Below are 25,807 nucleotides of genomic sequence, written 5' to 3' on the forward strand. Positions count from 1 at the left end.
TCTGAGCGGTGACCGCACGCTGCCTGCGGCGAGGTGCCGGGGTGAGTGAGGTGCCGGGGAAAGCGCTTGTCCCAATCGGGTGGCCTGCGAGTGTTCGGCGATGAAGGACACGCCTGCTCGAGTGCGGGCAGCGAGGCGGAGGGGTAGGTGTTTCGCATCACTTGTCCGATAGGTCGTGATCTGCGCTCCATGCCTGATGGACGCTCGGTAACACCCCGGCCGGACCCCTTGATTTGCTCACCCGGGAGGTCGACGATCGCCGCATGGCACTTCGGGTCACGTTCGTTGCCGCAGCGGGGAGCTCCTCGCGGCTGGCCGAGCGTTTCGAGGACGACCGGCCGCTTGACCGGGCCGGGTGGAGCGAGGTGCAGCGCGTCGCCCATGCGCTGCTGCCGCTCGCCGCGGCCGACCTGCGGTACTGCTCGCCGAACCCGCGCAGCCGTGCCACCGGGGACGGGCTCGGCTATGCCCCGCTGGTCCAGCTCGCCCTGCGCGACTGCGACATGGGTCGCTGGCGCGGGCTGACCCTGGGCGAGGCGATGGCCCGGGAGCCGGAGGCCGTGGACGCCTGGCTCGCCGACCCGCGGGCCACCGTGCACGGCGGGGAGTCGCTGCTGGACTTCATCACCCGCGTGGGCGGCTGGCTGGACACCCGGCCGCTGGAGGAGGACTTCCGGGTCGTGGCGGTGGCCGAACCCTCCGTGATCCGCGCCGCGCTGGTGTACGCGCTGAAGGCGCCGCCCGCGACCTACTGGAACATCGACGTCCGCGCGCTGTCGCGGGTCAGCGTCACCGGGCAGGCGGGCCGCTGGAGCCTGCGCATCGAGGGTGTCTCCCCTCAGCGCACACGGACGTAGCCGGTGTCCAGCTCCAGGTCCTTGGCCGGGCCGCGCACCCGCCAGAGAGTCCGCCAGTGGTCCTCGTCGCGGACGGTGAACTCGCCCCGGTAGAGGTCCGCGGCGCAGGGGTGGTCGGCGACGTACCGGCCCGTCGAGAGGTCCAGGTCGTGGAACGGCCGGCCGTCCGCGAACCGCACGTCCACCGTGCCGCCGGGCCCGGGGAGGAAACGCAGGGTGCGTTCGGCGGGCCGGGGGACGCCCCGCCAGGTGAAGGTGCCGGTCTCCTGGTGCAGCAGGCCGCCGCCCTCGAGCGGGCCGAAAAGCGTGGTCCCCTCGGAGGCGAGCGGCACACCTGACGTCAGCGGCCCCCTCGCCGGCGCCGTCGGCCTGTCGACGTGGGCGACGAGCGCCGCCTACGACGACGTGAAGATCACCGCCGCGGACGGCTCGGCACTCCTGGCCGACGACTTCTCCGGAGGCGCCGGGCAGTGGACCCACAGCGGCGGAGGCAGCTGGAGCGTCCAGGACGGGCAGTACGTCCAGACCGACGAGGCCGCCGAGAACACCCTGGTCACCGCCGGTGACCCAGCCTGGCACGACTACGACCTACGGGTGAAGGCCACGAAGAAGGCAGGCAAGGAAGGGTTCCTCGTCGCCTTCGGCGTCCAGGACACCGGCAATTACTACTGGTGGAACCTCGGCGGCTGGAGCAACACCCGGTCCGCCGTCGAACAGGCCGTGGACGGCGGCAAGTCGACCCTGATCTCCAAGGCGGGATCGATCGAGACGGGCCGTGCCTACGACATCGAGGTCAAGGTGCGCGGCCGCCAGGTCACCCTCTCCCTCGACGGCCAGGAGTGGGGCGGCTTCACCGACGACAAGCCCGCCGAGCCGTTCCGCCAGGTGGTCACCGAGGACGCCCGCACCGGTGACCTGATCGTCAAGGTCGTCAACGCCCAGCCGGCCGAGGCCCGCACGGCGATCGACCTCGGCGGCGCGAGGACCGCCTCCACCGCCCGGGTCACCACGCTGGCCGCCGACGCGGACGCGGTGAACACCGAGACGGACACGCCGGTGACCCCGGTGACGTACACGCTCCGGGGCGTGTCCGACAGTTTCACGTACACGTTCCCGGCGCACTCGGTGACGTTCCTGCGGATCAAGCAGCGGTAGTGGTCGGGGTGCGGGCCGCCGTCACGGAGACGGCGGCCCGCACCCGGCGCCGAGAGGGGAACCGCCCGCCGGGTCAGTGGCGCAGCAGCAGGGTGACACCGGCTACCACGACGCCGAGCACGACCGCGGCGAGGCCGTACGCGAGGCGGTGCGTGCGCAGCCAGGGCAGCAGCCGGTCCACGGCGATCCGACCGGGACCGGTCAGGGCGAGCGCCACCGCGGCCAGGGTGAGGAGCAGCTCGTATTCCACGCCCTCCGGGGCGAAGAAGCCGCCGCCCCACTTCACGGCGATCGCGTTGACCATCGTGCCGGCGACGGCCGCAGCGGCGAGCGGGGTGAACAGGCCGAGCGCGAGGCCGAGCCCGCCCAGGGTCTCGGTGAGTCCGGCCACGACGGCGAACGCCTCGGGCGAGGGGTAGCCGAGGGACTCGAAGAACATCCCGGTGCCCTCGACACCGCCCCCGCCGAACCAGCCGAACAGCTTCTGGGCGCCGTGCACGGCCATGGTCAGGCCGAGCACGAGGCGCAGGACCAGCAGGCCGATGTCGTAGGCGCGGGCGGGGGCGGCGGGGCCCTCCTGGCCGGACGTCGCGGCGGCGGGGCGGGACAAGGTGGTGGCACTGGCCATGGGGGGGACTCCTCGGAAGGGGACGGCGAAGACGGTGGGGGCGCCGCGCGGCACTGAGCGACGACCGCCCCGACAAACTTGAAGCTTCAAGCTAACCCAGTCGTGACCCTTGCTTCAACTTTCAAGCAGTGCGGGTACGCTCGACCGTGCTCCAACCCGAGCCGAAACCTGTGTCCGTCCCACACCGCCCAAGGAGCCGCCGCCATGCTCTACACCGCCGCACCCACGGTCAGCTGGTCCGTCGAACCCGACCGCAGGCCCGGCGCGCCGCTGGTCGTCGCCCTGCACGGGCGGGGAGCGGACGAGGCGTCGTTCGCGCAGCTCACGCCGCATCTGCCGCAGGAGGCCACGGTGGCCTTCGTGCGCGCCCCGCTGGCCGAGGGCAGCGGATACGCGTGGTTCGCCAACCGGGGGATCGGGCGCCCCCTGCCCGACTCCATCGCGGCCACCGCCGACTGGCTCTTCCGCTGGCTCGACGCCGCGGCCGCCGGCCACACGTCGGTCTCACTGCTCGGCTTCTCCGGCGGCATGGCCATGGCAGGCGGCCTGCTGCTCGCCCGCCCGGAGCGGTTCACCGCCGCCGTCCTCCTGTCCGGCACCCTGCCGTGGGACGCGGGTCTGCCCGAGGAGCAGGGCCGCCTGACCGGGGTGCCGGTCTTCTGGGGCCGCGACACCGCCGACCAGGTGATCCCCGCCGACCTCGTCACCCGGACCGGCGCCTGGCTCCGCGAGGAGTCCGGCGCACGCCTCGAGGAACGCCGCTACCCGGGCCAGGGCCACGGCATCACCCTCCCGGAACTGGCGGACGCCTCGGCCTTCCTGCGGCGCGCGTGGGAGGGTGCGGCCTGAGGGGGACGAGGCCTGGGGCGGTGGAGAGAGGACCCGCTGCCCGCCTTCGCAGGTCCCTGCGTGCTGTGCGCGATGTGAATCAGATTGCCGCAGATACCGTCCAGGACCGCAGGAGTGGCCTGGCCTATTTCCAGCGGCTCCTGGGTGAATCCGCCATAGCCGACACCACGGGCAAGTGGCGGCTTGCTTCTCAAGCGAGGTACGGACGAGCGCTCGCGCGACGAGGTGAACGGTGCGCACACGTCTGGTCGCTGTACGTCGCTCGTCGGTGCGTGTGGGCGGGGCGAAGCGTGTCGCTTCGACGCGGAGCCGCGTTGACGGGAGAGGCGGTGATGATGCACATGAGCGATCTGATGGGACGGGCTGTCGAAGAGCCCGGTACGGAGGAAGGCGAACGGGATGCGGGGGCAAGCTCCGGCATCCTGCGTGTCTTCGGGCGGCAGCTGAAGCGGTTCCGGGGCCGGGCGGGCCTGGAACGGCCTGAGTTCGGTTCGATGACGGGTTACTCGGCCTCGACGATCGCCGCGTACGAACAGGGCCGCCGGATCCCGCCGCCGAAGTTCATCGATCAGGCGGACGAACTCCTGGACGCGGGCGGTGTCCTCCAGGAGATGAAGGAGGAGATCGCGCGGGCGCAGTATCCGGCGTTCTTCCGGGACGCGGCGCGGCTGGAGGCGGAAGCGGTCGAACTGCACGTGTACGCGAATCAGGCGGTACCGGGGCTGCTGCAGACGGAGGAGTACGCGCAGGCGGTGTTCGGCATGATGCGTCCGCCACTCGACGAGGACGCCATTGCCCGACGAGTCGCGGCACGCCTGGCGCGTCAAGAGGTCTACGGCAAGAGCCCTCAGCCGCTGATGAGCTTCGTCATCGACGAGTCCGTGCTGCGAAGGCCGATCGGCGGCCGGGAGGTGTTGCGTGGCCAGTTGGAACACATTCTGCTGGCTGGGCGGAAGCCGACGGTTGAGATCCAGGTCATGTCGCTGGGGAGCGAGGAGAATGCTGGAATGGCCGGTCCCTTCACCTTGATCGAGACGGCCGAAGGGCGCAGGATCGCTTATGTCGAGGTTCAGAACGTCAGCCATGTACACACTGAGCGACGGCCCGTGAAGGGCCTTGAGATCAAGTACGGCATTCTGCGAGCACAGGCGCTCACGCCTCGGGCGTCGCTCAGCCACGTTGAGAAACTGCTGGGGGAGCTATGAAAGTCAGGGCACGGGAGCACACGTCTGGGCTTCTGTGGGTCAAGAGCAGCTACAGCAGTGAGGAAGGCGGCGAGTGCGTCGAGGTGGCGTCCTGCCCACACGCAATCCATGTACGCGACTCCAAGGACATACGCTGCCCCGGTGTCTCGGTCCACCCCGCAGCCTGGTCGGCGTTCGTCGGGTTCACGTCCCTGTAGGGCCTGTCTCTGCGGTCTGTTGACCCCTGCCCCTGGCACGGTGTCAGGGGCAGATGCAGGATGACCTCCGTGGATCAACTCCTGTGCGGGCTCGCCGCCAATCCGGCCCTGCCGGCCGAGCTGGTCGACCGACTGATCGCGGTCGCGGACGACGACATCGCCGAGAGCCTCGCGGCTCGGAAGGATCTCAGCCGTGCGCAGGCGGCCGCGGTGGCCGCGCGCGTTCCGGAGAGCGGTGTGCGGCTTGCGTACGAAGGCCGGCTGACCGTCGCCGACGTCGATCCGGTGACACAGCCGCGTGCCGCCCTCGCCCTGCTCGAAAAGCGAGCCGGCACCCCGGAATGGGCACGCCGCTTCGCAGCCGATCCGGTTCTGGAGCACCGGGAGAAACTCGCCGCCTGCCCCGGCCTTCCGGCGGATGTGAGGGAGACTCTCGCTGCGGACCCGGATATCCGCGTCGTCACGGAGCTGGCGTTGTGGACCACGCCCGACATGACCACCAGACTTGCCGGCCATCCGCACGCCGAGGTCCGCCGTGCGGTGGCCGCCAACGAGGCGACGCCCCCGGACGTACTCGCAGCGCTCATCGGCGAGGAGCTGCCTCCGCCGCGTCGATGCCTGGTCTGCGACCGTGAAGCGCCGCCCTTCGTGCATGAGCCGCAGTGTCCGCGGCCCGACTGCGATCTGCCGCCGGGCGCCTCCTGCGACGGGTCCCACGAGTCCACGATGTGTGAGATCCAGGAGGCCGCGTTGCGGAATCCGGGGACACCCACCGAATCGGTGGTCGGTTTCGTGGACCATCCTTCGATGCTGCTGCGCTGGACGCTTGCCACGCGCCCCGGTCTGCCCACGGAGGTGTACCGGCGACTGGCCGCAGACCCTGTCCCCGGTGTCCGGGCCGACCTCGCCGGGAACCCCGCGATCGACGTCGCTCTGATGCGTACCCTGGCCGACGACCATGACCACGACGTACGGCGCAGGCTCGCGGGCAACCCGAATGTGTCGCTCGACGTACTCGTCCACCTGGCCGACGACACCAGGATCGGCGCCAGTCTGCTGCCACGGATCGCTGCCGCGTCGCCCGGTGAGGTTCGGCAGCTGGCCCAGTCACCGAACCCGGCCGTGCGCATGCTCGTGGGTCAACGACGCGACCTACCGCCTGAGATCCGCGACGCGCTGGCCGGTGACGTCGACGCGAAAGTGGCCAAATCCGTCGCTCCGCACCCGGGCCTCACCGAAGTTCAGTTGCGCGCCATGCTCGACCGCCACGGAGTCCGGGTCCTGGCCAAGGTGGCGGCCAATCCGGAAGCGAGTCCGGCGCTGCTGGAGCACCTGACCCGGCACGAACCACCGGCGCAGAAGGCCTTCCGCGAGATCGCCCGGCACCGGAACGCGACAGCCCGAGCACTGCTCGCCTGCCTGGCGGACAGGCAAGCGAGACCCATGGCGGCCGTCCATCCGACTCTCCCACCGCCGGACATCGTGGAACTGCTCACCGACGCCGACTCGCAGGTGGTGGAAGCGGCGGCGGTCAACCCGGCGCTGCCGCTTGCCGTGATGTCAGACCTCGTTCCCCAGCTGTGAATACCCCGCCTGCCCTGCCGAACGCTCGGCCTCACCCCTTTGAGGGCCGCCTACCGACTGGAGTGCTCAGGCTTGGACCTACGTCAACCCGCTGCGACAAAAGCGACTTCGTCGGCAAAGCCGGTGCGGATATGATCACTCAAGTGCATGGAGAAAGCGACCATCGAGGGCGCGAGCGGTACGAGCTCACGGACACAGACCATGGCCACATCTGGGGTGTGTGCGAGACAGTGGACGGGCTGTTCGGTGAGCCCCGGCGCGGGACGTACGAACTGTTCGGCTGGATTCCGGAGAACGGCGACGTGCGGGGCTGGGTGGGCAGCAGGGTGTGGCTGGTACCGGATGACGGGGCGCTCGAACCCTGGCTGCTGGAGGACGCGGAGAGCCTCGGACTGCTTCCCGGATCGGACAGTCTCGTTCTCACCGGCCAGGACGACTACGAAGGCCCGCCCGGGGGACACCGGGGCCCCGTTCGTGTGCATGACGGGAGTCGGTGGCTGGGCTCCTGCCGGGAATACGCCCGCGTCCTGCCGCCGGAGAGAACGGCGCCCCCACTCGTCCTGCGAGGGCTGGCCCAGGGTGATCGACTGAGAACGGCACTGAGGACGGGCACCCGGCGGGCGCTGGACCTGGAACAGGCCGCGCTGGAGATACGGGATGCCCGAGGCGAACCGCTCACCGATCGGTTGTTGTGGACCACCGTCCGTGGCTGGGGCCCGTCCTCCTACGGGGCGGACCTGATCGACCTGGAGCTCGACGGAGAGTTCTTCACCCCCGTTCCCACGTACGCGCACTCAGTTTGGGAACGATGGCTCGCCGGGCCGCCGGACACCCTTGGCGCCTGGGCCGGACTCGACACGCGGCGTCGCGAGGTCTGGCTCGACCTGGCCCGGGACCGGGCCTGCCGTCGTACCCACCGTGACCGGCCGACTGGCCACGCCTACGAACTCGACGGCCGGCAGATCACCGACGAACCGGGCCTCTACCTGGCGCTCGGCGAGGCGGTGAACGGGCCGGGCGGCTATTTCGGAGGCTGTCTCGACGCCCTCACGGACTGCCTGCGCGGCTCCTTCGGTTACACGGCCCCCGCGACCTTGCTCTGGCGGCACTCCGCGACCGCACGCGAGTACCTGTCCCGGACCCTGACACCTCGTGGCCGGCCCTTGGACCTGTTCGCCGAGGTCCTCGACGTCCTGGCCGAGGGCGGCATGCGGGTCAGCCTGGTGTGATGCGTGGCCGGCCGTCCACGTCCGAACCGAGCGCCTCGGCCCAGCCGGCCCGTGCTGTCGGCTGAAGCGTTCGTACCGTTCGACGGCCACGGGCCCGGTGTCGTGTTCACCCCTGCTCCCGCTCCACCGGGAGCCACAGTTCGGCGTCGGCTTCGGTTCTGTCCGGGGAGAGGCGGGTGCGCAGGAGCTCCGGGCCGGGGCGGCTGCGGTACGGGTTCGACGGGAACCACTGGGTGAACACGTCCCGCCACAGTTCCTGGATGACCTGCGGGGCCGGCCCGGAGGTGGTGAAGACCGCCCAGGTGCCGGTCGGGACGGCCAGTGACGTGGTTCCCTCGGGGGCGGCCGCCGACGTGATCACCCCGTGGTAGTAGTCGAGTTCGGTGCCCTCGGCGCGGCTGGGGTCCAGGTCGTCGCAGACCGCGACGATGCCCTGCGGCTCCTGGTCCGACAGCAGCTCCAGGCGCTCCACGGTCCGCGGTTCGATGCCGCGGACGAAGTCGATGATCGCCTGGTTCGGCCCCAAGTGAACCAGTGGCACCCGGGCCTTGAGGCCGACGACGGTGAAGGCCGGACGGTCGACCACGCGATAACGCATGCTGCTGCTCCCTTCGACGGTGAGGCGGAAGGTCAACCGGGGCTGGGAGACGAGCGCGCAGCCGGTGCGCCGGGCCTCGCCCGGACCGACACCGTGCACGGCGCGGAACGCCCGCGCGAACGCCTCCCCCGAGCCGTAGCCGTAGCGCACCGCGATCTCCAGCAGCGGCTCACGGCCGTCGAGCACCTCGGCACCCGCGACGGTCAGCCGCCGACGCCGGACGTACTCCGACAACGGCATGCCCGCCAGCGCGGAGAACATCCGGCGCAGGTGGTACTCCGAGGTCGTCGCGGTGCGTGCCAGCCCCGCCACATCGACGGGCCGGTCGAGACCCTGCTCGATCTGCTCCATGGCCTGGTTGAGCCGCTCCAGCACGCCCGGTCTCCTTCCTTCTTGCTTGCGATCGACACGCTAGGCGGCACGTGTCCCGCCGGACCCGACATCCTGTGCCCGATCGAGTCGGGTGTGCGTGCCGGCCCCGCCACGACGTTCTCACCCGGCGCTTCCTGTGCGGCGTTGCATAAACGTGCGCATATACGTATAGTCATGCCATCGAGGAGGAGGTTTTCGTGAGCGTACGGGTGGCTGTAGCCGGGGCCAGTGGATATGCGGGTGGGGAGCTTCTGCGCCTGCTGCTGGCGCACCCCGGGGTGGAGATCGGTGCGCTGACCGGGAACTCCAACGCCGGACAGCGGCTCGGGAGCCTGCAGCCGCATCTGGTGCCGCTCGCCGAGCGGGTGCTGGAGGCGACCACGGTCGACGTGCTCGCCGGGCACGACGTCGTCTTCCTCGCCCTGCCGCACGGGCAGTCAGCCGCCGTCGCCGAGCAGCTCGGACCGGAGGTGCTCGTGGTCGACATGGGCGCCGACCACCGGCTCGCCGACGCCGCCGACTGGGAACGGTTCTACGGCTCCCCGCACGCCGGCACCTGGCCCTACGGCCTGCCCGAACTGCCGGGCGGCCGCGCTGCGCTGGAGGGGTCCAAGCGCATCGCGGTGCCCGGTTGCTACCCGACCGCCGTCTCGCTGGCCCTCGTCCCGGCCTACACGGCGGGGCTCGCCGAGGCCGAGGCGGTGATCGTCGCCGCCTCCGGCACCTCCGGCGCGGGCAAGGCGGCCAAGCCGCACCTGCTGGGCAGCGAGGTCATGGGGTCGATGTCGCCCTACGGCGTCGGCGGCACCCACCGGCACACCCCCGAGATGATCCAGAACCTCAGTGCGGCGGCGGGGGAGCGGGTCTCCGTCTCCTTCACGCCGACCCTCGCGCCGATGCCCCGCGGCATCCTCGCCACGTGCAGTGCCAAGGCCAGGCCCGGAGTCACCGCCGAGTCCGTCCGGGCCGCCTACCAGAAGGCGTTCGCCGACGAGCCCTTCGTCCGTCTCCTCCCCGAGGGCCAGTGGCCCGCGACGGCGTCCGTCCACGGTTCCAACGCCGTTCAGATCCAGGTCGCGTACGACGAGGCCGCGGGGCGGATCATCGCGATCAGCGCCATCGACAACCTCACCAAGGGCACCGCGGGCGGCGCTCTGCAGAGCATGAACATCGCCCTCGGGCTCGACGAGTCCACGGGACTGACGACGATCGGAGTCGCGCCGTGAGTGTGACGGCAGCAAAGGGATTCACGGCGGCGGGCATCGCCGCCGGGATCAAGGAGAACGGCAATCCGGACCTGGCCCTCGTGGTCAACAACGGGCCGCGCCGCGCCGCGGCGGGCGTCTTCACCGCCAACCGCGTCAAGGCCGCACCCGTGCTCTGGTCCGAGCAGGTGCTCAAGGGCGGCCAGGTCGCCGCCGTCGTCCTCAACTCCGGCGGCGCCAACGCCTGTACGGGCCCCAAGGGCTTCCAGGACACCCACGCCACCGCCGAGAAGGCCGCCGAGGTGCTCGGGACCGGCGCGGGCGAGGTGGCCGTCTGCTCCACCGGGCTCATCGGCGTCACGCTCCCCATGGACAAGCTGCTGCCGGGGGTCGAGGAGGCCGCGGGCCGGCTGTCCGAGCACGGCGGTGAGAAGGCCGCCATCGCCATCAAGACCACGGACAGCGTGCACAAGACGGCCGTCGTCACCTCGGCGGACGGCGGCTGGACCGTCGGCGGGATGGCCAAGGGCGCCGGCATGCTCGCCCCCGGCCTCGCCACCATGCTGGTCGTCCTCACCACCGACGCCGACGTCGACGCCGGGACGCTGGACCGGGCCCTGCGCGCCGCCACCCGGGTCACCTTCGACCGCGTCGACTCCGACGGCTGCATGTCCACCAACGACACCGTGCTGCTGCTCGCCTCCGGCGCCACCGGCGTCACCCCCGGGTACGAGGAGTTCGCCGAGGCCGTACGCGCCGTCTGCGACGACCTCGGCCGGCAGCTCATCGGCGACGCCGAGGGCGCCAGCAAGGACATCAAGGTCGAGGTGGTGGGTGCCGCGACCGAGGACGACGCCGTCGAGGTGGGCCGCTCCATCGCCCGCAACAACCTCCTCAAGTGCGCCATCCACGGTGAGGACCCCAACTGGGGCCGGGTGCTGTCCGCGATCGGCACCACGAAGGCCGCCTTCGAGCCCGACGAACTCGACGTCGCCATCAACGGCGTCTGGGTGTGCAAGAACGGCGGCGTCGGCGAGGACCGCGACAAGGTCGACATGCGCTACCGCGAGGTCCACATCGTCGCGGACCTGGGCGCCGGTGACGCGACCGCCACCATCTGGACCAACGACCTCACCGCCGACTACGTCCACGAGAACAGCGCCTACTCATCATGACCACCCGCAAGCACACCGCCCTGCCCAAGGCGCAGATCCTCATCGAGGCGCTGCCCTGGCTGACCCGGCACCACGGCAAGACCGTCGTCATCAAGTTCGGCGGCAACGCCATGGTGAACGAGGAACTGAAGAACGCCTTCGCCCAGGACGTCGTCTTCCTGCGGCACGCCGGCCTCAAGCCGGTCGTCGTGCACGGCGGCGGCCCGCAGATCAGCGCCGCGCTCGACCGGCACGGCATCGTCAGCGAGTTCAAGGCCGGCCTCAGGGTCACCACCGAGGACGCCATGGACGTCGTACGGATGGTGCTGGCCGGGCAGGTGCAGCGTGAGCTGGTCGGGCTGCTCAACCGGCACGGCCCGTTCGCCGTCGGCCTCACCGGTGAGGACGCGCACACCCTCACCGCGACCAAGCACCGGCCCGAGATCGACGGTGAGCCGGTCGACATCGGGCGGGTCGGGGAGATCACCGAGATCGACACCGGCGCCATCGAGGCGCTGCTCGCCGACGGCCGTATCCCGGTCGTCTCGTCCATCGCCCGGAGCCAGGACGACCACCATGTCTACAACGTCAATGCTGATACGGCGGCTGCGGCACTCGCTGCTGCTCTGGACGCCGAGACCCTCATGGTCCTCACCGACGTCGAGGGGCTCTACGAGGACTGGCCGAACTCCGACGAGGTGATCAGCCGCCTCACCGCCTCCCAGCTGGAGAAGCTGCTGCCGGAGCTCTCCTCGGGCATGGTGCCGAAGATGGAGGGCTGTCTGCACGCGGTACGCAACGGCGTGACCACGGCCCGCGTCATCGACGGCAGGGTCCAGCACTCGATCCTGCTGGAGATCTTCACCGACGAGGGCATCGGCACCATGGTCGTGCCCGACGATCCCGCCGACGCCACCGGGACCGTACCCGACGGAACACCGCACGTGCAGGACGTACAGCCCGAACAGGGAGAGTCGTGAGCAACGAGGAGCTGAGCGCGCGGTGGCAGGGCGCGCTCATGAACAATTACGGCACACCGAAGCTGTCCCTGGTCAGCGGCGTGGGCGCCACCGTCCGCGACGCCGACGGCAAGGAGTACACCGACTTCGTCGGCGGCATCGCCGTCAACGCGCTCGGCCACGCCCACCCGGCCGTCGTGGAGGCCGTCAGCCGGCAGATCGCCTCCCTGGGCCACGTCTCCAACCTGTACGTCGCCGAACCGCCCGTCGCACTCGCCGAACGGCTCCTGCGGCTCTTCGGCCGCGAGGGCCGGGTGTACTTCTGCAACTCGGGCGCCGAGGCCAACGAGGCCGCGTTCAAGATCGGTCGGCTGACCGGGCGGACCCGCATGGTCGCCACCGACGGCGGCTTCCACGGCCGCACCATGGGCGCCCTCGCGCTGACCGGCCAGCCGGGCAAGCGGGAGCCGTTCGCGCCGCTGCCCGGGGACGTCACCCATGTCCCCTACGGCGACGCGCAGGCCCTGGCCGCCGCGGTCACCGAGGACACGGCGCTGGTCGTCATCGAGCCGATCCAGGGCGAGAACGGGGTCGTGGTGCCCCCGCCCGGCTATCTGAAGGCCGCCCGCGCCATCACGGCCGCCACGGGCGCGCTGCTCGTCCTGGACGAGGTGCAGACCGGCATCGGCCGCACCGGCAACTGGTTCGAGTACCAGGCCCACGAAGGTGTCCTGCCCGACGTCGTCACCCTCGCCAAGGGACTCGGCGGCGGGCTGCCGATCGGCGCGGCCGTCGCCTTCGGACGCGCCGCCGAACTGCTGCACCCCGGCCACCACGGCACGACCTTCGGGGGCAACCCGGTCGCCTGTGCCGCCGGCCTCGCCGTCCTCGACACCATCGAGAACGACGGGCTGCTCGAGAACGTCAAGCGGCAGGGCGAGCGGCTCCGCGACGGAATCGAGGCGCTCGGCAACCCGTTGATCAGCCATGTCCGGGGTGCGGGCCTCCTCCTGGGTATCGTGCTCACCGAACCGCTCGCACCCCAGGTGCAGCAGGCGGCTCAGGACGCCGGTTTCCTGGTGAACGCGCCCGCCCCCGATGTCGTACGGCTGATGCCGCCGCTGATCCTCGGGGACGACGCGGTGGACGCTTTCCTCGGGGCACTGCCCGGCGTCCTGGACGTCGCCGGCCGGGCGGCGGACGGGGAAGGGCGAGCCGGACGGTGAGCCGTACCACGAGCCGGGCGAGGCCCGGACGACGAGCAGGGCGATGAACCGGACCACGAGCCGGGGAACGCCCCGAGGATGACCGGAGAATGAGACGACGATGAGCCACGATCAGGACCACGGACAGCCTGTCGGGCCTGCCGTACCGCAGACCCGCACCGCCCGCCACCGCCGGATCGTGGACATACTCAACCGGCAACCGGTGCGTTCCCAGAGCCAGTTGGCGAAACTGCTCGCCGACCACGGACTGACCGTCACCCAGGCGACGCTCTCCCGGGACCTGGACGAGCTGAACGCGGTGAAGATCCGCGACACCGACGGAGACCTCATCTACGCGGTACCGAGCGAGGGCGGCTTCCGCACTCCGCGCGCACCGCTGGGGGAGTCGGCGAAGGAGGAGCGGATGCGGCGGCTCTCCCAGGAGTTGCTGATCTCCGCGGAGGCGTCCGCCAATCTCGTGGTCCTGCGCACCCCTCCGGGTGCCGCGCAGTTCCTGGCCTCGGCCATCGACCAGGCCGAACTGCACGACATCCTGGGGACCATCGCCGGTGACGACACGCTGATGCTGATCAGTCGCGACCCGGTGGGCGGGCCGGCCCTGGCCGAGCACATGCTGCGGCTGGCCCAGAACGGGCACTGAGCGCGGGCCGGGCCGGCCGGGGCCCGCCCGGTCGATCACCCCAGCCGGTCCGCCAGGCCCCCCGTGCAGCGCACCTCGTCGCCCGCCGTGATCAGCAGCGCCTCCACGTCGGGCAGCGTCTCCAGCCAGGCGAGCCCCTCCCGCGACCCCATCGCGAAGGCGGCGGTGGCCCAGCAGTCGGCCCAGACCAGCCGGGGCGCCACCACCGTCACCGAGACCAGGTCGGTGACCGCGGAACGGCCGGTGCGCGGGTCGACGATGTGGTCGCCGCGCTCGGCGGTGCCCGAGGTGGCGACGGCCAGTTCGTCCACGCCGGCCGCGGAGACCACGGCCGCGAGGCCGCCCGGCCGGAGCGGATCCGCCACGCCCACCCGCCACGGCCGCCCGGCCCCCGGGGAGCCCAGCAACTGGACGTCACCGCCGCCGTTGAGGCTCACGCCGACCGCCCCGGCCTCCGCGAGCCGCCGCGCGGCCCGCTCGGTGGCCCAGCCCTTGACGATGCCGGTCGGGTCGAGCCGGCCCCGGTAGCGCGGACTGAACCAGCCGCCGCTCACCCGTTCCGCCTCTGCGGCCAGCTCCAGCACCTCGGCGACCTCGGGGTCGCACTCCTCGACCGTGAGGTCGCCGCGTGCCAGCCGCGAGATCTGGGTGTCGTCGCGGTACGTGCTGAACACCTCGTCGACGCGGCGCAGCCCGGCGACCGCCTCCTCCAGCGCCGCGTGTACGGCAGCGGGTTTCCCGCCGCGGACGTCGAAGGAGAAGACGGTCCCCATCGTCTCCTCCGTACGACGCACCGCGGCGGGAGCCTGTGCGGACTCGGCCACGGTGTCAGCCACCGGCCTTGTCGAGTGCGGACTGCAGCGATTTCTTGTAGCCGGCGCTGGTGTAGGTGGCGCCGGACACGGCGTCGACGTCCGCGTTGCCGGCCTCCACGACGGCCTTGTTGAGCCGGGGCACGGACGAGAAGGTGACCTGGTCGCTCTGGCCGCCCTTGGGCGCCTGCACCGCCTCGGCCTTGGTGATCTTCCCGCCCTGGACGGTGATCCGGACCTGTACCGCCCCGTACTCGGTCTGCACCGCGTCACCGGTGACGGTGCCGTCCTTGAGGGTCTGCCCGCCCCCCGAGCCCTGCCCGCCCCCGGCGGACTCCTTCCCGGCGGGCTCCTCGTCGGCGGGCTCCTTCTTGCCGGCGGACCCGCTGCCGGACGCGGCCGATCCGGCGGCCGCGGCCTGATCCAGCGCGGACTGCAGCGACTTCTTGTAGCCAGCGCTGGTGTAGGTGGCGCCGGACACCGCGTCGATCTCGCCGCTCTGCGCGGCGACCACGGCCTGGTTGAGCTTGGGTACGGCGTTGGCGTTGATCTGGTCGCTCTGGCCGCCCTTGGGGGACTGGACGGCCTCGGCCTTGGTGATCTTCCCGCCGCTGACCGTCAGGCGTACCTGTACCGCCCCGTACTCGGTCTGCGCCGCGTCACCGGTGACGCTGCCGTCGGCGATGGCCTGGGCGCCGCCCTGCGGGGACTGCGCGGCCGCGGGCGGGACCGTGCCGCCGACCGCGTCCGCCGAGCCCGGGTCGGAATCCGGCTTCAGCGTCAGCAGCAGCACGATCCCGGAGACGGTGGCGGCGGTGGCCAGCACAGCACGCCGGACGGGGTGACTCTTCCTCATCGCTTCTCAAGCTCCTGATGGGTGTGGATGACCCGTCGCTCACATCTCGAACGACTCGTGGTGGATACGGCGGGCGGGGACCCCGGCGCCGCGCAGTGCGTCGTACACCGACTGGGCGAACCCGGGCGGGCCGCACATGAAGACGTCGTGGTCGTCGATGTCGGGGATCTTCCGCCGCAGGCTGTCCGCCGAGATGTCGGGGCGTTCCCCCTCGGGGCTGTTCACCGCGTACATCAGGCGCGCACCGCGCTCTTCGGCGATCTTGGCCAGCTCGCCCCACAGGGCCAGGTCCTGGGTGGTGTTGGCCCGGTACAGCAGGGTGATGTCCCCGGAGGCGCCGGGCAGCGTCTCGAACAGGGCCCGCATCGGGGTGATCCCCACCCCGCCCGCGACCAGCAGCACCTTGCCGCGGCTGCGGCGCTGGGCGGTCATCGCCCCGTAGGGTCCCTCCGCCCACACCCGGGTGCCGGGCTCCAACTCGTGCAGCCGGGAGGTGTGGTCGCCGATCGCCTTCACGGTGATCCGCAGCATGTCGGGGCGGGGAGCCGCCGACAGCGAGTACGGGTGGGAGCTGAACCGCATCCCCGGCGCCAGGAACCGCCAGCGGAAGAACTGACCGGCCTCCGCGCCCATCCGGTGCAGCTTGCTCCCGCTGATCAGCACCGAGGTGATGCCCGGGGTCTCCTCGATGACCGCCTCGACCCGCATCCGGTGACGCAGGTTCAGCCGGATCGGGGTGAGCACCCGGTACCAGAGGACCAGCGCGGTCACGGCGCCGTAGAGCCCGTACCAGAAGGTCTTCGCGGACGGCTCGACGGCGAACTCGTTGCCGGTGGTGATCTGGTGCCAGAACGTCAGGTACATCGCCGCGTACGTCAGCAGGTGCACGTGGTACCAGCTGTCGTACGGCAGCCGGCGGCGGACCGGGCCGATCGAGATGAGCGCGATCACGAACAGCAGGCCCGTGCCGATGGCGGCCTTGCCCATGTCCGGCAGCTGATCGACCGAGGTGATCGTCTGCCGGACGATGTCGCCGAGGCCCTTGCCGGCCTGGAGGGCGTAGCCCCACATGATGAGGAAGACGTGGGCGACGACCAGGCTGACGGTGTAGCGCCCGCTCATCGCGTGCCAGCGGGCCACCCGGTCCGAGCCCACCCGGCGTTCCAGCGCGGGGACCCGGGCCATCTGCAGTACCACGAGGGCCATCAGATAGCCGGCCAGCAGGCCGGTGATGCGGCCCGCGGCGACGATCCTTCCGGTGGTGTCCGAGATGGACGGTGTGTTGTCCCACCACAACCACAGCACGGCCGCCGCGCCCGCCCCCACGGCGAGCAGCAGGGGCACGGCGGGGGAGCGGCGCGGACGGATGCGGCGCATCGTCTGACGGCGGGCGGCACGTCCGCCTGCGAGCGTGGTGGTCACGGTTCCTCCGTGGGACTTGACCCTTGGCCCACACATACGTGCCGTGACTCGGGAGCGTTCAGCGAAACTGCGGAGCGTGCGGAGGAAAAACGCCCCGGGACGGCCCTCGGGGGATCGAGGCGTCCGGGCGGACGGCTCAGGCCGGGGACGGGGGCAGGGGCAGGGGCAGCCCGGGGAGGCCGTCCAGGCTCGTCGCGATGTGCTCCTTCTTGGCGAAGTACGCGTCCAGCGAGGCATCGTCCTCCCGCGCGAACCGCTTCGCGTGCAGGTCGCGCTCCGCCTCGTAGGCCATGAACGGGACGGCGTAGCCGCAGGTGTCGCGGATGAGCTCGGCGGACACGACGACGACCGCGCGCAGGCCGTGGGCCGTCGGGTCGATGTCGGGGAAGCGGGCGAGCAGTTCGGGAAAACGCGGGTCGTCCCGGAAGACGGGCTCACCGCGGCCGTGGACGCGCACGATGTCGGGCGGGCCCTGGAAGGCGCACCACATCAGGGTGATACGGCCGTTCTCCCGCAGATGGGCGATGGTCTCGGCATTGGAACCGGCGAAGTCGAGATAGGCCACGGTGAGTTCGTCGAGGACGACTAAGGAGCCCTTGAGGCCCTTGGGTGAGAGGTTGACCGTGCCGTCGGCGGACAGGGGTGCGGTGGCGGTGAAGAAGACCGGCTGCGCCTCGATGAACGTGCGCAGGCGGCCTTCTATGCGCTCATAGGTCTTTCCCATGGGCACCGATTATGAGCGCATTTCCTTCGCCTGTCTAAGGATATTGTCCGTGGCCGCCCCGGCCGGCGTGAATGCGGGGCGGCCACGGCGCCTGTCACGTCATTTCGTGAGCGTGCAGGCGGCCAGCGTGTCGAGTCCGGTGGGGCGTTCGGTGGTGCGGCCGATGGCGGTGGCGATGCGGTTGATGGCGGCGACGCGTTTGTCCTTGAGGGGGCCGAGGATGGCGTTCTGGACGAAGTCGGGTCCGCCCTGTCCGACGGTGTCGACGAGTCGCTTGTTGGCCTCGTTGATCTGGGTGTCGAGGTCGGCGAGGTTGCGGTCGACCTCGGCCTGGGCGGAGGCGGGGACGGCGGGGAGCCGCGGGGCGACGTCGGCACAGCTGATCGTGCCCGGGTCCGCGAATGTCCGGGCGCTCGCGGCGCTGTCCTCGGACGACTCGCCGGCGAGGGCGGATCCGGCGATCACCGCGCCGGACAGCGCCACGGCGGCGGCACCGCCGATGAGGCCGACGCGACGCTTGTTGTACTTCGGAAGAGCCCTGGACATGCGGATGCCTCACTCGGATCGAGGGGGTGGGGTCGGGTTTCGCGGGTCTCGCGTGGTGTCTCGGTCGTGCCGACGCGGCGCCTGCGTCCTGCGGAGATACGGGAAAGCGGTTTCCCGCGTTCAATCGCCCCCGGAATCGCCACTCACGCGGAGGCGGATTGACGAATCATGCGTTCTCCTGCATACTCATGCATATCAGCGAATGCACTGTAAGGAGAATCCCGTGACCGAGCGCGTCGTACTCGCCTACTCGGGCGGTCTGGACACCTCCGTCGCCATCGGCTGGATCGCCGAGGAGACGGGCGCCGAGGTCATCGCCGTTGCGGTCGACGTCGGCCAGGGCGGCGAGGACCTGGACGTCATCCGCAAGCGCGCGCTCGCCTGCGGTGCCGTCGAGGCCGAGGTCGCCGACGCCAAGGACGAATTCGCCGACGAGTACTGCCTCCCGGCGATCAAGGCCAACGCCCTCTACATGGACCGCTACCCGCTGGTCTCCGCGCTATCCCGGCCGACGATCGTCAAGCACCTCGTCGCCGCAGCGCAGAAGCACGGCGCCACCACCGTCGCCCACGGCTGCACCGGCAAGGGCAACGACCAGGTCCGCTTCGAGGCCGGCATCGTCGCCCTCGCTCCCGACCTGAAGTGCATCGCCCCGGTCCGTGACTACGCCATGACCCGCGACAAGGCCATCGCCTTCTGTGAGGCCAAGGGCCTGCCGATCGCGACCACGAAGAAGTCGCCGTACTCCATCGACCAGAACGTCTTCGGGCGCGCCGTCGAGACCGGCTTCCTCGAGGACATCTGGAACGCGCCGATCGAGGACGTCTACGAGTACACGCAGAACCCCGCCGTGGCGCGCGAGGCCGACGAGGTCGTCATCACCTTCAAGGAAGGCGTGCCGGTCGCCATCGACGGCAAGCCCGTCACCGTTCTCCAGGCCATCCAGCAGCTCAACGAGCGCGCGGGCGCCCAGGGCGTCGGCCGGATCGACATGGTCGAGGACCGCCTCGTCGGCATCAAGTCCCGCGAGGTGTACGAGGCGCCCGGCGCCATCGCGCTGATCACGGCCCACCAGGAGCTGGAGAACGTCACGGTCGAGCGCGAACTCGCCCGCTACAAGCGGCAGGTCGAGCAGCGCTGGGGCGAACTGGTCTACGACGGCCAGTGGTTCTCCCCGCTCAAGCGCGCCCTGGACGGCTTCATCACCGAGGCCAACCAGCACGTCAACGGCGACATCCGGATGACCCTGCACGGCGGCCGGGCCGTCGTCACCGGTCGGCGTTCCGAGTCGTCCCTGTACGACTTCAACCTCGCCACCTACGACACCGGCGACACCTTCGACCAGGCGGCGGCCAAGGGCTTCATCGACATCTACAGCCTGTCGTCGAAGATCGCCGCCAGGCGCGACCTCGCCTGACCGCCGGACAGGCCCTGCCGGCCTGATCGCCTGACGACCCGTCACGCACTACTCTGACACCGCCTCCTCACTCCCCCGCGCCTGAGTGAGGAGGCGGTGGCACATCCACGACCTGCCTGTCTTCGAGGAGTAACGCAAGTGAGCAGCAACAGCGGTGACGTACGGCTCTGGGGCGGCCGTTTCGCCGACGGTCCCGCCGAGGCCCTGGCCAAGCTGTCCGCGTCCGTCCACTTCGACTGGCGGCTCGCGCCCTACGACATCGCCGGATCGCGTGCGCACGCGCGCGTGCTGCACGGGGCGGGCCTGCTCACCGAGGACGAACTCACCCGCATGATCGAGGGCCTCGACCGGCTCGAGGCGGACGTCGCCGACGGCTCGTTCACGGGCACCATCGCCGACGAGGACGTGCACACCGCCCTGGAACGCGGCCTGCTGGAGCGCCTCGGCCCCGACCTCGGCGGCAAACTGCGTGCGGGCCGTTCCAGGAACGACCAGGTCGCGACCCTGTTCCGGATGTACCTGCGGGATCACGCCCGGACGCTCGGCGGCCTGATCGCCGATCTCCAGGACGCCCTCGTGGGCCTCGCCGAGGCCCACCCGGACGTGGCCATGCCCGGCCGCACCCACCTCCAGCACGCCCAGCCGGTGCTCTTCGCCCACCACGTCCTCGCCCACGTCCAGTCGCTCTCCCGGGACGCCGAGCGGCTGCGCCAGTGGGACGAGCGGACCGCGGTGTCGCCGTACGGCTCGGGCGCGCTGGCCGGCAGCAGCCTCGGCCTGGACCCGGAGGCGGTGGCCCGCGACCTCGGTTTCGAGCACGGCAGCGCGGCCAACTCCATCGACGGCACGGCCTCCCGGGACTTCGTCGCCGAGTTCGCCTTCATCACCGCGATGATCGGCGTGAACCTCTCCCGGATCGCCGAGGAGGTCATCATCTGGAACACGAAGGAGTTCTCCTTCGTGACCCTGCACGACGCCTTCTCCACCGGCTCGTCGATCATGCCGCAGAAGAAGAACCCGGACATCGCGGAGCTGGCACGCGGCAAGTCGGGCCGGCTGATCGGCAACCTGACCGGCCTGATGGCCACCCTCAAGGCGCTCCCGCTCGCGTACAACCGCGACCTCCAGGAGGACAAGGAGCCGGTCTTCGACTCCATCGACCAGCTGGAGGTCCTGCTCCCGGCCTTCACCGGCATGATGGCCACCCTCACCGTGCACCGCGAGCGCATGGAGGAGCTGGCCCCGGCCGGGTTCTCGCTGGCCACCGACATCGCCGAGTGGCTGGTCAAGCAGGGCGTGCCGTTCCGGGTCGCGCACGAGGTGGCAGGGGAGTGCGTCAAGGCCGCCGAGGCGGAGGGCAAGGAACTCGACGAGCTGACCGACGAACAGTTCGCGAAGATCTCCGCCCACCTCACCCCCGAGGTCCGCACCGTCCTCAACGTCCCCGGTGCCCTCGCCTCCCGCAGCGGCCGCGGCGGCACGGCACCGAGCGCGGTCGCCACGCAGCTCACCGAGGTCAAGGCGGACCTGGCCGCCCAGCACGCGTGGGCGAACGCCAGGAAGTAAGGGAGCAGGTGTCGCGGGGGCATCGCGGGTTACGTTGGTCGGGCAGCCGCAAGGAGCCGACCGAACGGAGCCCCGATGCCCTTCGCACGTCTGGCCACAGCCACTACCCCCACCTGCCACATCGGACTGGGACTCGCCGCCGTCGGCCGGCCCGGTTACATCAACCTGGACCGCGACACCGACCTCGGCGGCGACCGCAGTGTCGAGGCCCTGCGCACCCGCACCCACGACCTCCTCGACGCCGCCTACGCCCAGGGCGTCCGCTACTTCGACGCGGCCCGCTCCTACGGCCGGTCCGAGGAGTTCCTCGCCGACTGGCTGAGCGGTCGGCCCGATGCCGACGACGTCGTCATCGGCAGCAAATGGGGCTACACGTACACAGCGGACTGGTCCACCGAAGCCGAGCTGCACGAGGTCAAGGAGCACTCCCTCGCCGCGTACGAGCGCCAGCGCGCCGAGTCCGACGCACTGCTCGGGGACCGGCTCGACCTCTACCAGATCCACTCGGTGACCCCGGACAGCCCCGCCCTCACCGACAAGGACCTCCACGCCAGGCTCGCCGAGGCGGCGGCCCAGGGCCTCACGGTCGGGTTCTCCACCAGCGGCCCGGCCCAGGCGGACGCCGTCCGCGCGGCGCTCGCCGTCACGGTCGAGGGCGAACCCCTCTTCCGTACCGTCCAGTCCACGTACAACGCGCTGGAGACGTCCGCCGAGCCCGCGCTGGCGGAGGCCCACGACGCCGGGCTCACGGTGATCGTCAAGGAGGGCATGGCCAACGGACGGCTGGCCGCGGCCCACGCTCCCGACGCGCTCAGGGCCGTCGCCGCGGAGACCGGAGTGGACTGCGACGCCGTCGCCCTCGCGCTCGTGCTGCGCCGGCCCTGGGCCGGTGTCGTCCTCTCCGGTGCCGCCACCGTCGTCCAACTCGCCTCCAACCTGCGAGCGGCGGCCGTCGACCTCGACGACGACCAGCTCTCCCGCCTCGCCGCGCTGCCCGAGGACCCGCACGCGTACTGGGAACGACGCGGACAGTTGCCCTGGCACTGACACGCCGACGGCGGACCGCTTCAGCAGCGGTCCGCCGTCGGCGTGCGTGGTCCTCGCGGCGGGCGGGGTCAGGCGGCCTTCGCCTTGCTGGCGTACATGTCCACGTACTCCTGCCCGGACAGGCGCATGACCTCGGCCATCACCGAATCGGTCACGGCCCGCAGGACGTAGCGGTCGCGGTCCATGCCCTCGTAACGGGAGAACTCCATCGCCTCACCGAAGCGGACCGTGACCTTGCCCGGGCGGGGCAGCCCCGCGCCGCCCGGCTGCAGTTTGTCGGTGCCGACCATGGCGAACGGGACGACGGGCGCGCCCGTCATCAGGGTGAGCCGCGCGATACCGGTGCGGCCCCGGTAGAGGCGGCCGTCGGGGGAGCGGGTGCCCTCGGGGTAGATGCCGAAGATCCTGCCCTCCTCCAGCACCCGACGGCCCGTCATCAGCGCCGCGACCCCGCCCCGGCCGCCGTCCCGGTCGACCGGGATCATGCCGACGCCGGTGAAGAACCAGGCCATCATCCGCCCTTTGAGGCCCTTGCCGGTGACGTACTCGTCCTTGCCGATGAAGAAGACCTGGCGGTCGCAGACGATCGGCAGGACGATCGAGTCGATGAACGTGAGGTGGTTGCCGGCCAGGATCACCGGACCGTCACCCGGGATGTGCTCCGCGCCCTCCACCCGTGGGCGGAACATCAGGCGCATGACCGGGCCGAGCACTGCCTTGATGAGCGCGAAGCGGGACAACGGGTCCTCCGGTGTCGGGAATGCGGTATGAGTCTGTGCAGGCAAGGACATTACTCGCGGGCGAGGGGGACGCGTACGTCGGGTCCACCGAGGTGTCACGCGGTACAGACGCATGTTCACCTGCGGTGACGCGGCGCCGTACGGCCGTAACGCGCACGACGTGATGTGAGGCACGTCGCGTCCGCGGACGGCGATCCGCGGCGTCGTCGGTCCGGGGTGCGGACACGGCCGGATCGAAGCACGCGCGGCCCGCGGACTGCGGGAGGCGCGCCGTTGACGGCGTGCCTGCAAGTACCCGGTACGGCGCCTCCGAAGCCGGCGGATCGTCAGCCCCCCGCCTCGCACACCCGTCCGGAGCCCGACGGGCCGGGCCCGGGCCGTACGCCATCCGGTGGCCCCCGCGTGTTCCGGTCGCGGTCTCCCGTTCGTCATGCACGCGCCCCTACGATCACCCCGCACTGACGGTCGACGGCAGGAGGCACCTCATGGGAACGCAGGAGTCGGACGAGCGGACGGGCAAGGCCGCGGACGGAGGAACCGGGCGGCGGGCGCTCCTGGGCGCGGCGGTGCTCGGCGCGGGCGGCACCGTCCTCGGGCTGGGCGGCACGGCGAGAGCGGCCGAGGCCCGGCACGCCGAGGGACGCGGCGGCGGACGGGGCGTCAAGGGCCTGCCCGTCCCGACCGTCATCGGCCACCGGGGGGCCAGCGGCTACCGGCCCGAGCACACGTTCGGCGCCTACGAACTGGCCCTCGACATGGGTGCCGACATCGTCGAGGCCGGCGACCTGGTGCCCACCAGGGACGGTCACCTCGTCTGCCGGCACGAGCCGGAGATCGGCGGCACCACGGACGTCGCGAGCCATCCCGGATTCGCCGACCGCAAGCGCACGAAGCGACTCGACGGCGTCTCCGTCACCGGCTGGTTCACCGAGGACTTCACCCTCGCCGAACTCAAGACGCTCCGCGCCACCGAGCGCATCCCGGCCAACCGCCCGCACAACACCCTCTACGACGGCCGCTGGGAGATCCCCGCCTTCGAAGAGGTGCTGCGCTGGCAGGACGAGCAGACCTGCAAGCGCGGCAAGCAGGTCTGGATCTACCCCGAACTCAAGCACCCCACCTACTTCCGCCGGTTGGGCCTGGGCACCGAGGAGCGCCTCGCCCGGCTGCTGCGCAAGTACGGCAAGGACAAGAGGAATTCGCCCGTCATCGTCCAGTCCTTCGAACCCACCAGCATCCAGCGGATGAGCAGGCTCGTCGGCAATCCGCTCGCCGTGCTGCTCTCCGGCGCGGACAGCCGCCCCTGGGACTTCGTCGAGAACGGTGACCCGCGCACCGTGGCCGACCTCATCACGCCGAAGGGCCTGAAGGAGATCGCCTCCTACGCCCAGGGCATCGGCCCCACCCTGGACCTGGTCATCCCCCGTGACGCGGCCGGAAACCTCACCGAACCCACCAGCCTCGTCCGCGACGCGCACCGGGCCGGACTGATCCTGCACCCGTACACGATGCGCAACGAGAACCCCTTCCTGCCGGCGAACTTCCGCAAGGGCAGCGACCCCGACGCCTACGGCGACGTCTTCGGAGCCTTCCGTGCCTACTTTGCCACCGGCATCGACGGCGTCTTCACCGACCAGCCGGACACCGGTCTGCTCGCTCGCGAGGACTTCGTCAACGGCTGAGTCGTTCTGTCCCCTTTCAGGGTGATTTCCGGCCGTCCCGGGCAACCGAGCCCGGGGCGGCCGTGTCGTTGCGCATATGACCCGTGACCTGGTCACCGCTCTCCGTCCGCTGCTCACCGCGGAGGCCTCCGCCGAGGCGTACGCGTCCGGAGCCGAACCCGCCGACCTGGAGCAGGCGGTCTGGTTGCGCCTCCTGGAACGCCTCGACGCCCACGGCCCGCCGCGCGACCCCCAGGACTGGCTCCGCAGGGCCGTCCGCACCGAGGCCCGTCGTAGCCGTCGTGCCGTCCGGCACGAGAGGCCGTGGGCCGGTGACCCCGTCGATCCCGGCGACCCCCGCGACCGCGACCCCGAACTCCTCGCCGTCGCCGCGTCCCGCCGCCGCGGCCTGCGGGACGCGGTGCGCCGACTGCCCGGCCGCTGTCCCCGGCTGCTGGAGGCGCTGCTGGCCCCGCACGACCCGACATACCGGGAAATCGCGGGTGAGTTGGGTATCTCACAGGGCAGCCTGGGTCCGGAACGTTCCAGATGCCTGGGATGTCTGCGTCGATTGCTCGCGCCGGAGGTTGCGTCGCGTTGAGGACGGGGATAGGAGTGAGGGACCACAGGTGATCAGGTGAGCGGGAGGCGTGCGCACATGGGCATGAGCGTGACCATCTCTGCGGCGACCGAGCAGGACGCCGAGCAGATCTTCAGGTTGCAGTACCTGTGCTTCCAGAGCGAAGCGGCGCTGTACGGCAATTACCGCATCGACCCGCTCGTCCAGAGTCTGGACTCGGTCCGCGAGGAGGTCGCCGCCGACCTGGTCTTCGTCGCCCGCCTCGGTGACGAGATCGTCGGCTCGGTGCACGGCAGGAGCACCGAGGACGCCGCCGCGGCCATCGGCAAGCTCTGTGTCCACCCCCGTCTCCAGGGACACGGCATCGGCGCCCGGCTCCTGCGGGTCGCCGAAGCCGCCCTCGCCGACGAGCGGGGGGCCAGGACCTTCCGCCTGCACGCCGGGCACCGCAGCGAGAGCAACCTCCAGCTGTACAGCCGGGTCGGCTACCAGCGGGTCGGGACGTCCCGGGGCGCGGACGGCGTACCGCAGATCGTCCTGGAGAAGTCGGCCGAGACGTACGCGACCACCGCCTGACC

Annotated in this window: 26 protein-coding genes and 1 pseudogene; 18 read left to right on the top strand and 9 right to left on the bottom strand. The window is 71.0% G+C overall.

Annotation, left to right across the window (positions count from 1 at the left end):
* Positions 1-263 precede the first annotated feature (263 nt).
* Positions 264-857 (top strand): histidine phosphatase family protein, encoded by a 594-nt coding sequence (locus AB0I73_RS14785; RefSeq protein WP_363037270.1) that lies wholly within the window; start codon positions 264-266, stop codon positions 855-857.
* Here AB0I73_RS14785 and AB0I73_RS14790 read toward each other — a convergent pair.
* A complete protein-coding gene (locus tag AB0I73_RS14790; RefSeq protein ID WP_363037272.1) occupies positions 839-1,189 on the bottom strand; it encodes a DUF6314 family protein in 351 nt (116 codons plus the stop codon). The two genes, AB0I73_RS14785 and AB0I73_RS14790, sit on opposite strands and share 19 nt — an antisense overlap.
* Between AB0I73_RS14790 and AB0I73_RS14795 the strand changes: the two are divergent.
* Positions 1,164-2,012, top strand: a pseudogene (locus tag AB0I73_RS14795) (alpha-L-arabinofuranosidase C-terminal domain-containing protein); the annotation flags it as partial. The gene AB0I73_RS14790 and the pseudogene AB0I73_RS14795 sit on opposite strands and share 26 nt — an antisense overlap.
* 73 nt (positions 2,013-2,085) lie before the next feature.
* On the opposite strand, the gene AB0I73_RS14800 reads toward AB0I73_RS14795, so the two are convergent.
* Positions 2,086-2,640 carry a DoxX family protein gene (locus tag AB0I73_RS14800; protein ID WP_363037274.1) on the bottom strand — a complete coding sequence of 185 codons (555 nt, stop codon included), beginning with the start codon at positions 2,638-2,640 and terminating at the stop codon, positions 2,086-2,088.
* A 204-nt stretch (positions 2,641-2,844) separates the two neighbouring features.
* Between AB0I73_RS14800 and AB0I73_RS14805 the strand changes: the two genes are divergently transcribed.
* From AB0I73_RS14805 to AB0I73_RS14825, 5 genes are all read left to right on the top strand, one after another.
* Positions 2,845-3,489, top strand: a complete 645-nt coding sequence (locus AB0I73_RS14805) for a phospholipase (RefSeq protein WP_363037276.1) — start codon at positions 2,845-2,847, stop codon at positions 3,487-3,489.
* Positions 3,490-3,842: 353 nt separating this feature from the next.
* Positions 3,843-4,694 carry a helix-turn-helix transcriptional regulator gene (locus AB0I73_RS14810; protein WP_363037336.1) on the top strand — a complete coding sequence of 284 codons (852 nt, stop codon included), beginning with the start codon at positions 3,843-3,845 and terminating at the stop codon, positions 4,692-4,694.
* Positions 4,691-4,891 (top strand): DUF397 domain-containing protein, encoded by a 201-nt coding sequence (locus AB0I73_RS14815; RefSeq protein WP_363037278.1) that lies wholly within the window; start codon positions 4,691-4,693, stop codon positions 4,889-4,891. Before AB0I73_RS14810 ends, AB0I73_RS14815 begins: the two co-directional genes overlap by 4 nt.
* Before the next feature lie 69 nt (positions 4,892-4,960).
* A complete protein-coding gene (locus tag AB0I73_RS14820) occupies positions 4,961-6,475 on the top strand; it encodes a hypothetical protein (RefSeq protein WP_363037280.1) in 1,515 nt (504 codons plus the stop codon).
* 131 nt (positions 6,476-6,606) lie between these two features.
* Complete coding sequence (locus AB0I73_RS14825; protein WP_363037282.1) at positions 6,607-7,704, top strand: barstar family protein; 1,098 nt, start codon at positions 6,607-6,609, stop codon at positions 7,702-7,704.
* A 106-nt stretch (positions 7,705-7,810) separates the two neighbouring features.
* Here AB0I73_RS14825 and AB0I73_RS14830 read toward each other — a convergent pair whose 3' ends face one another.
* A complete protein-coding gene (locus AB0I73_RS14830) occupies positions 7,811-8,677 on the bottom strand; it encodes an AraC family transcriptional regulator (protein ID WP_363037284.1) in 867 nt (288 codons plus the stop codon).
* Positions 8,678-8,871: 194 nt separating this feature from the next.
* Here AB0I73_RS14830 and argC point away from each other — a divergent pair, with 194 nt between their 5' ends.
* The 5 genes from argC (at position 8,872) to AB0I73_RS14855 (ending at position 13,858) form a co-directional block, all read left to right on the top strand.
* Entirely contained in the window at positions 8,872-9,900 is a 1,029-nt protein-coding gene (argC, locus tag AB0I73_RS14835) for an N-acetyl-gamma-glutamyl-phosphate reductase (protein ID WP_363037286.1), read from the top strand.
* Positions 9,897-11,054, top strand: a complete 1,158-nt coding sequence (argJ, locus tag AB0I73_RS14840) for a bifunctional glutamate N-acetyltransferase/amino-acid acetyltransferase ArgJ (protein ID WP_363037288.1) — start codon at positions 9,897-9,899, stop codon at positions 11,052-11,054. The genes argC and argJ overlap by 4 nt, the downstream gene beginning before the upstream one ends.
* Positions 11,051-12,013, top strand: coding sequence for an acetylglutamate kinase (gene argB, locus AB0I73_RS14845; protein ID WP_363037290.1), 963 nt, complete (start codon positions 11,051-11,053; stop codon positions 12,011-12,013). The genes argJ and argB overlap by 4 nt, the downstream gene beginning before the upstream one ends.
* Positions 12,010-13,218 carry an acetylornithine transaminase gene (locus tag AB0I73_RS14850; RefSeq protein ID WP_363037292.1) on the top strand — a complete coding sequence of 403 codons (1,209 nt, stop codon included), beginning with the start codon at positions 12,010-12,012 and terminating at the stop codon, positions 13,216-13,218. The genes argB and AB0I73_RS14850 overlap by 4 nt, the downstream gene beginning before the upstream one ends.
* A 100-nt stretch (positions 13,219-13,318) precedes the next feature.
* Entirely contained in the window at positions 13,319-13,858 is a 540-nt protein-coding gene (locus AB0I73_RS14855; protein WP_109379526.1) for an arginine repressor, read from the top strand.
* Positions 13,859-13,893: 35 nt separating this feature from the next.
* On the opposite strand, the gene AB0I73_RS14860 is transcribed toward AB0I73_RS14855, so the two are convergent.
* From AB0I73_RS14860 to AB0I73_RS14880, 5 genes are all read right to left on the bottom strand, one after another.
* Positions 13,894-14,631 carry an FAD:protein FMN transferase gene (locus AB0I73_RS14860; protein WP_363037338.1) on the bottom strand — a complete coding sequence of 246 codons (738 nt, stop codon included), beginning with the start codon at positions 14,629-14,631 and terminating at the stop codon, positions 13,894-13,896.
* Positions 14,632-14,686: 55 nt separating this feature from the next.
* Positions 14,687-15,526 (bottom strand): FMN-binding protein, encoded by an 840-nt coding sequence (locus AB0I73_RS14865; RefSeq protein WP_363037294.1) that lies wholly within the window; start codon positions 15,524-15,526, stop codon positions 14,687-14,689.
* A 39-nt stretch (positions 15,527-15,565) separates the two neighbouring features.
* Positions 15,566-16,948, bottom strand: coding sequence for a ferredoxin reductase family protein (locus AB0I73_RS14870; protein ID WP_363037296.1), 1,383 nt, complete (start codon positions 16,946-16,948; stop codon positions 15,566-15,568).
* Positions 16,949-17,084: 136 nt separating this feature from the next.
* Complete coding sequence (locus tag AB0I73_RS14875) at positions 17,085-17,672, bottom strand: pyridoxamine 5'-phosphate oxidase family protein (protein WP_363037298.1); 588 nt, start codon at positions 17,670-17,672, stop codon at positions 17,085-17,087.
* A 99-nt stretch (positions 17,673-17,771) separates the two neighbouring features.
* On the bottom strand, positions 17,772-18,218 hold the full coding sequence (locus tag AB0I73_RS14880; RefSeq protein WP_363037300.1) for a hypothetical protein: 447 nt from the start codon (positions 18,216-18,218) through the stop codon (positions 17,772-17,774).
* Between the two features lie 223 nt (positions 18,219-18,441).
* Here AB0I73_RS14880 and AB0I73_RS14885 point away from each other — a divergent pair, with 223 nt between their 5' ends.
* The 3 genes from AB0I73_RS14885 (at position 18,442) to AB0I73_RS14895 (ending at position 22,248) form a co-directional block, all read left to right on the top strand.
* The gene (locus AB0I73_RS14885; protein WP_363037302.1) at positions 18,442-19,635 is read left to right on the top strand and encodes an argininosuccinate synthase; all 1,194 of its coding nucleotides are present in this window, start codon (positions 18,442-18,444) and stop codon (positions 19,633-19,635) included.
* A 138-nt stretch (positions 19,636-19,773) separates the two neighbouring features.
* Entirely contained in the window at positions 19,774-21,201 is a 1,428-nt protein-coding gene (gene argH / locus AB0I73_RS14890; RefSeq protein ID WP_363037304.1) for an argininosuccinate lyase, read from the top strand.
* Positions 21,202-21,276: 75 nt separating this feature from the next.
* Positions 21,277-22,248 (top strand): aldo/keto reductase, encoded by a 972-nt coding sequence (locus AB0I73_RS14895; RefSeq protein ID WP_363037306.1) that lies wholly within the window; start codon positions 21,277-21,279, stop codon positions 22,246-22,248.
* A 68-nt stretch (positions 22,249-22,316) separates the two neighbouring features.
* Here AB0I73_RS14895 and AB0I73_RS14900 read toward each other — a convergent pair whose 3' ends face one another.
* Positions 22,317-22,988: a lysophospholipid acyltransferase family protein gene (locus tag AB0I73_RS14900; protein ID WP_363037308.1), complete on the bottom strand. Its 672-nt coding sequence runs from the start codon at positions 22,986-22,988 to the stop codon at positions 22,317-22,319.
* 485 nt (positions 22,989-23,473) lie between these two features.
* Here AB0I73_RS14900 and AB0I73_RS14905 point away from each other — a divergent pair, with 485 nt between their 5' ends.
* The 3 genes from AB0I73_RS14905 (at position 23,474) to AB0I73_RS14915 (ending at position 25,805) form a co-directional block, all read left to right on the top strand.
* A complete protein-coding gene (locus tag AB0I73_RS14905; protein WP_363037310.1) occupies positions 23,474-24,670 on the top strand; it encodes a glycerophosphodiester phosphodiesterase in 1,197 nt (398 codons plus the stop codon).
* A gap of 76 nt (positions 24,671-24,746) precedes the next feature.
* Entirely contained in the window at positions 24,747-25,250 is a 504-nt protein-coding gene (locus AB0I73_RS14910; RefSeq protein WP_363037313.1) for a sigma-70 family RNA polymerase sigma factor, read from the top strand.
* A 57-nt stretch (positions 25,251-25,307) separates the two neighbouring features.
* Positions 25,308-25,805 carry a GNAT family N-acetyltransferase gene (locus AB0I73_RS14915; protein WP_363037340.1) on the top strand — a complete coding sequence of 166 codons (498 nt, stop codon included), beginning with the start codon at positions 25,308-25,310 and terminating at the stop codon, positions 25,803-25,805.
* Positions 25,806-25,807 lie beyond the last annotated feature (2 nt).

The organism is Streptomyces sp. NPDC050388 (assembly GCF_040655635.1).
Taxonomy (GTDB): Bacteria; Actinomycetota; Actinomycetes; order Streptomycetales; family Streptomycetaceae; genus Streptomyces.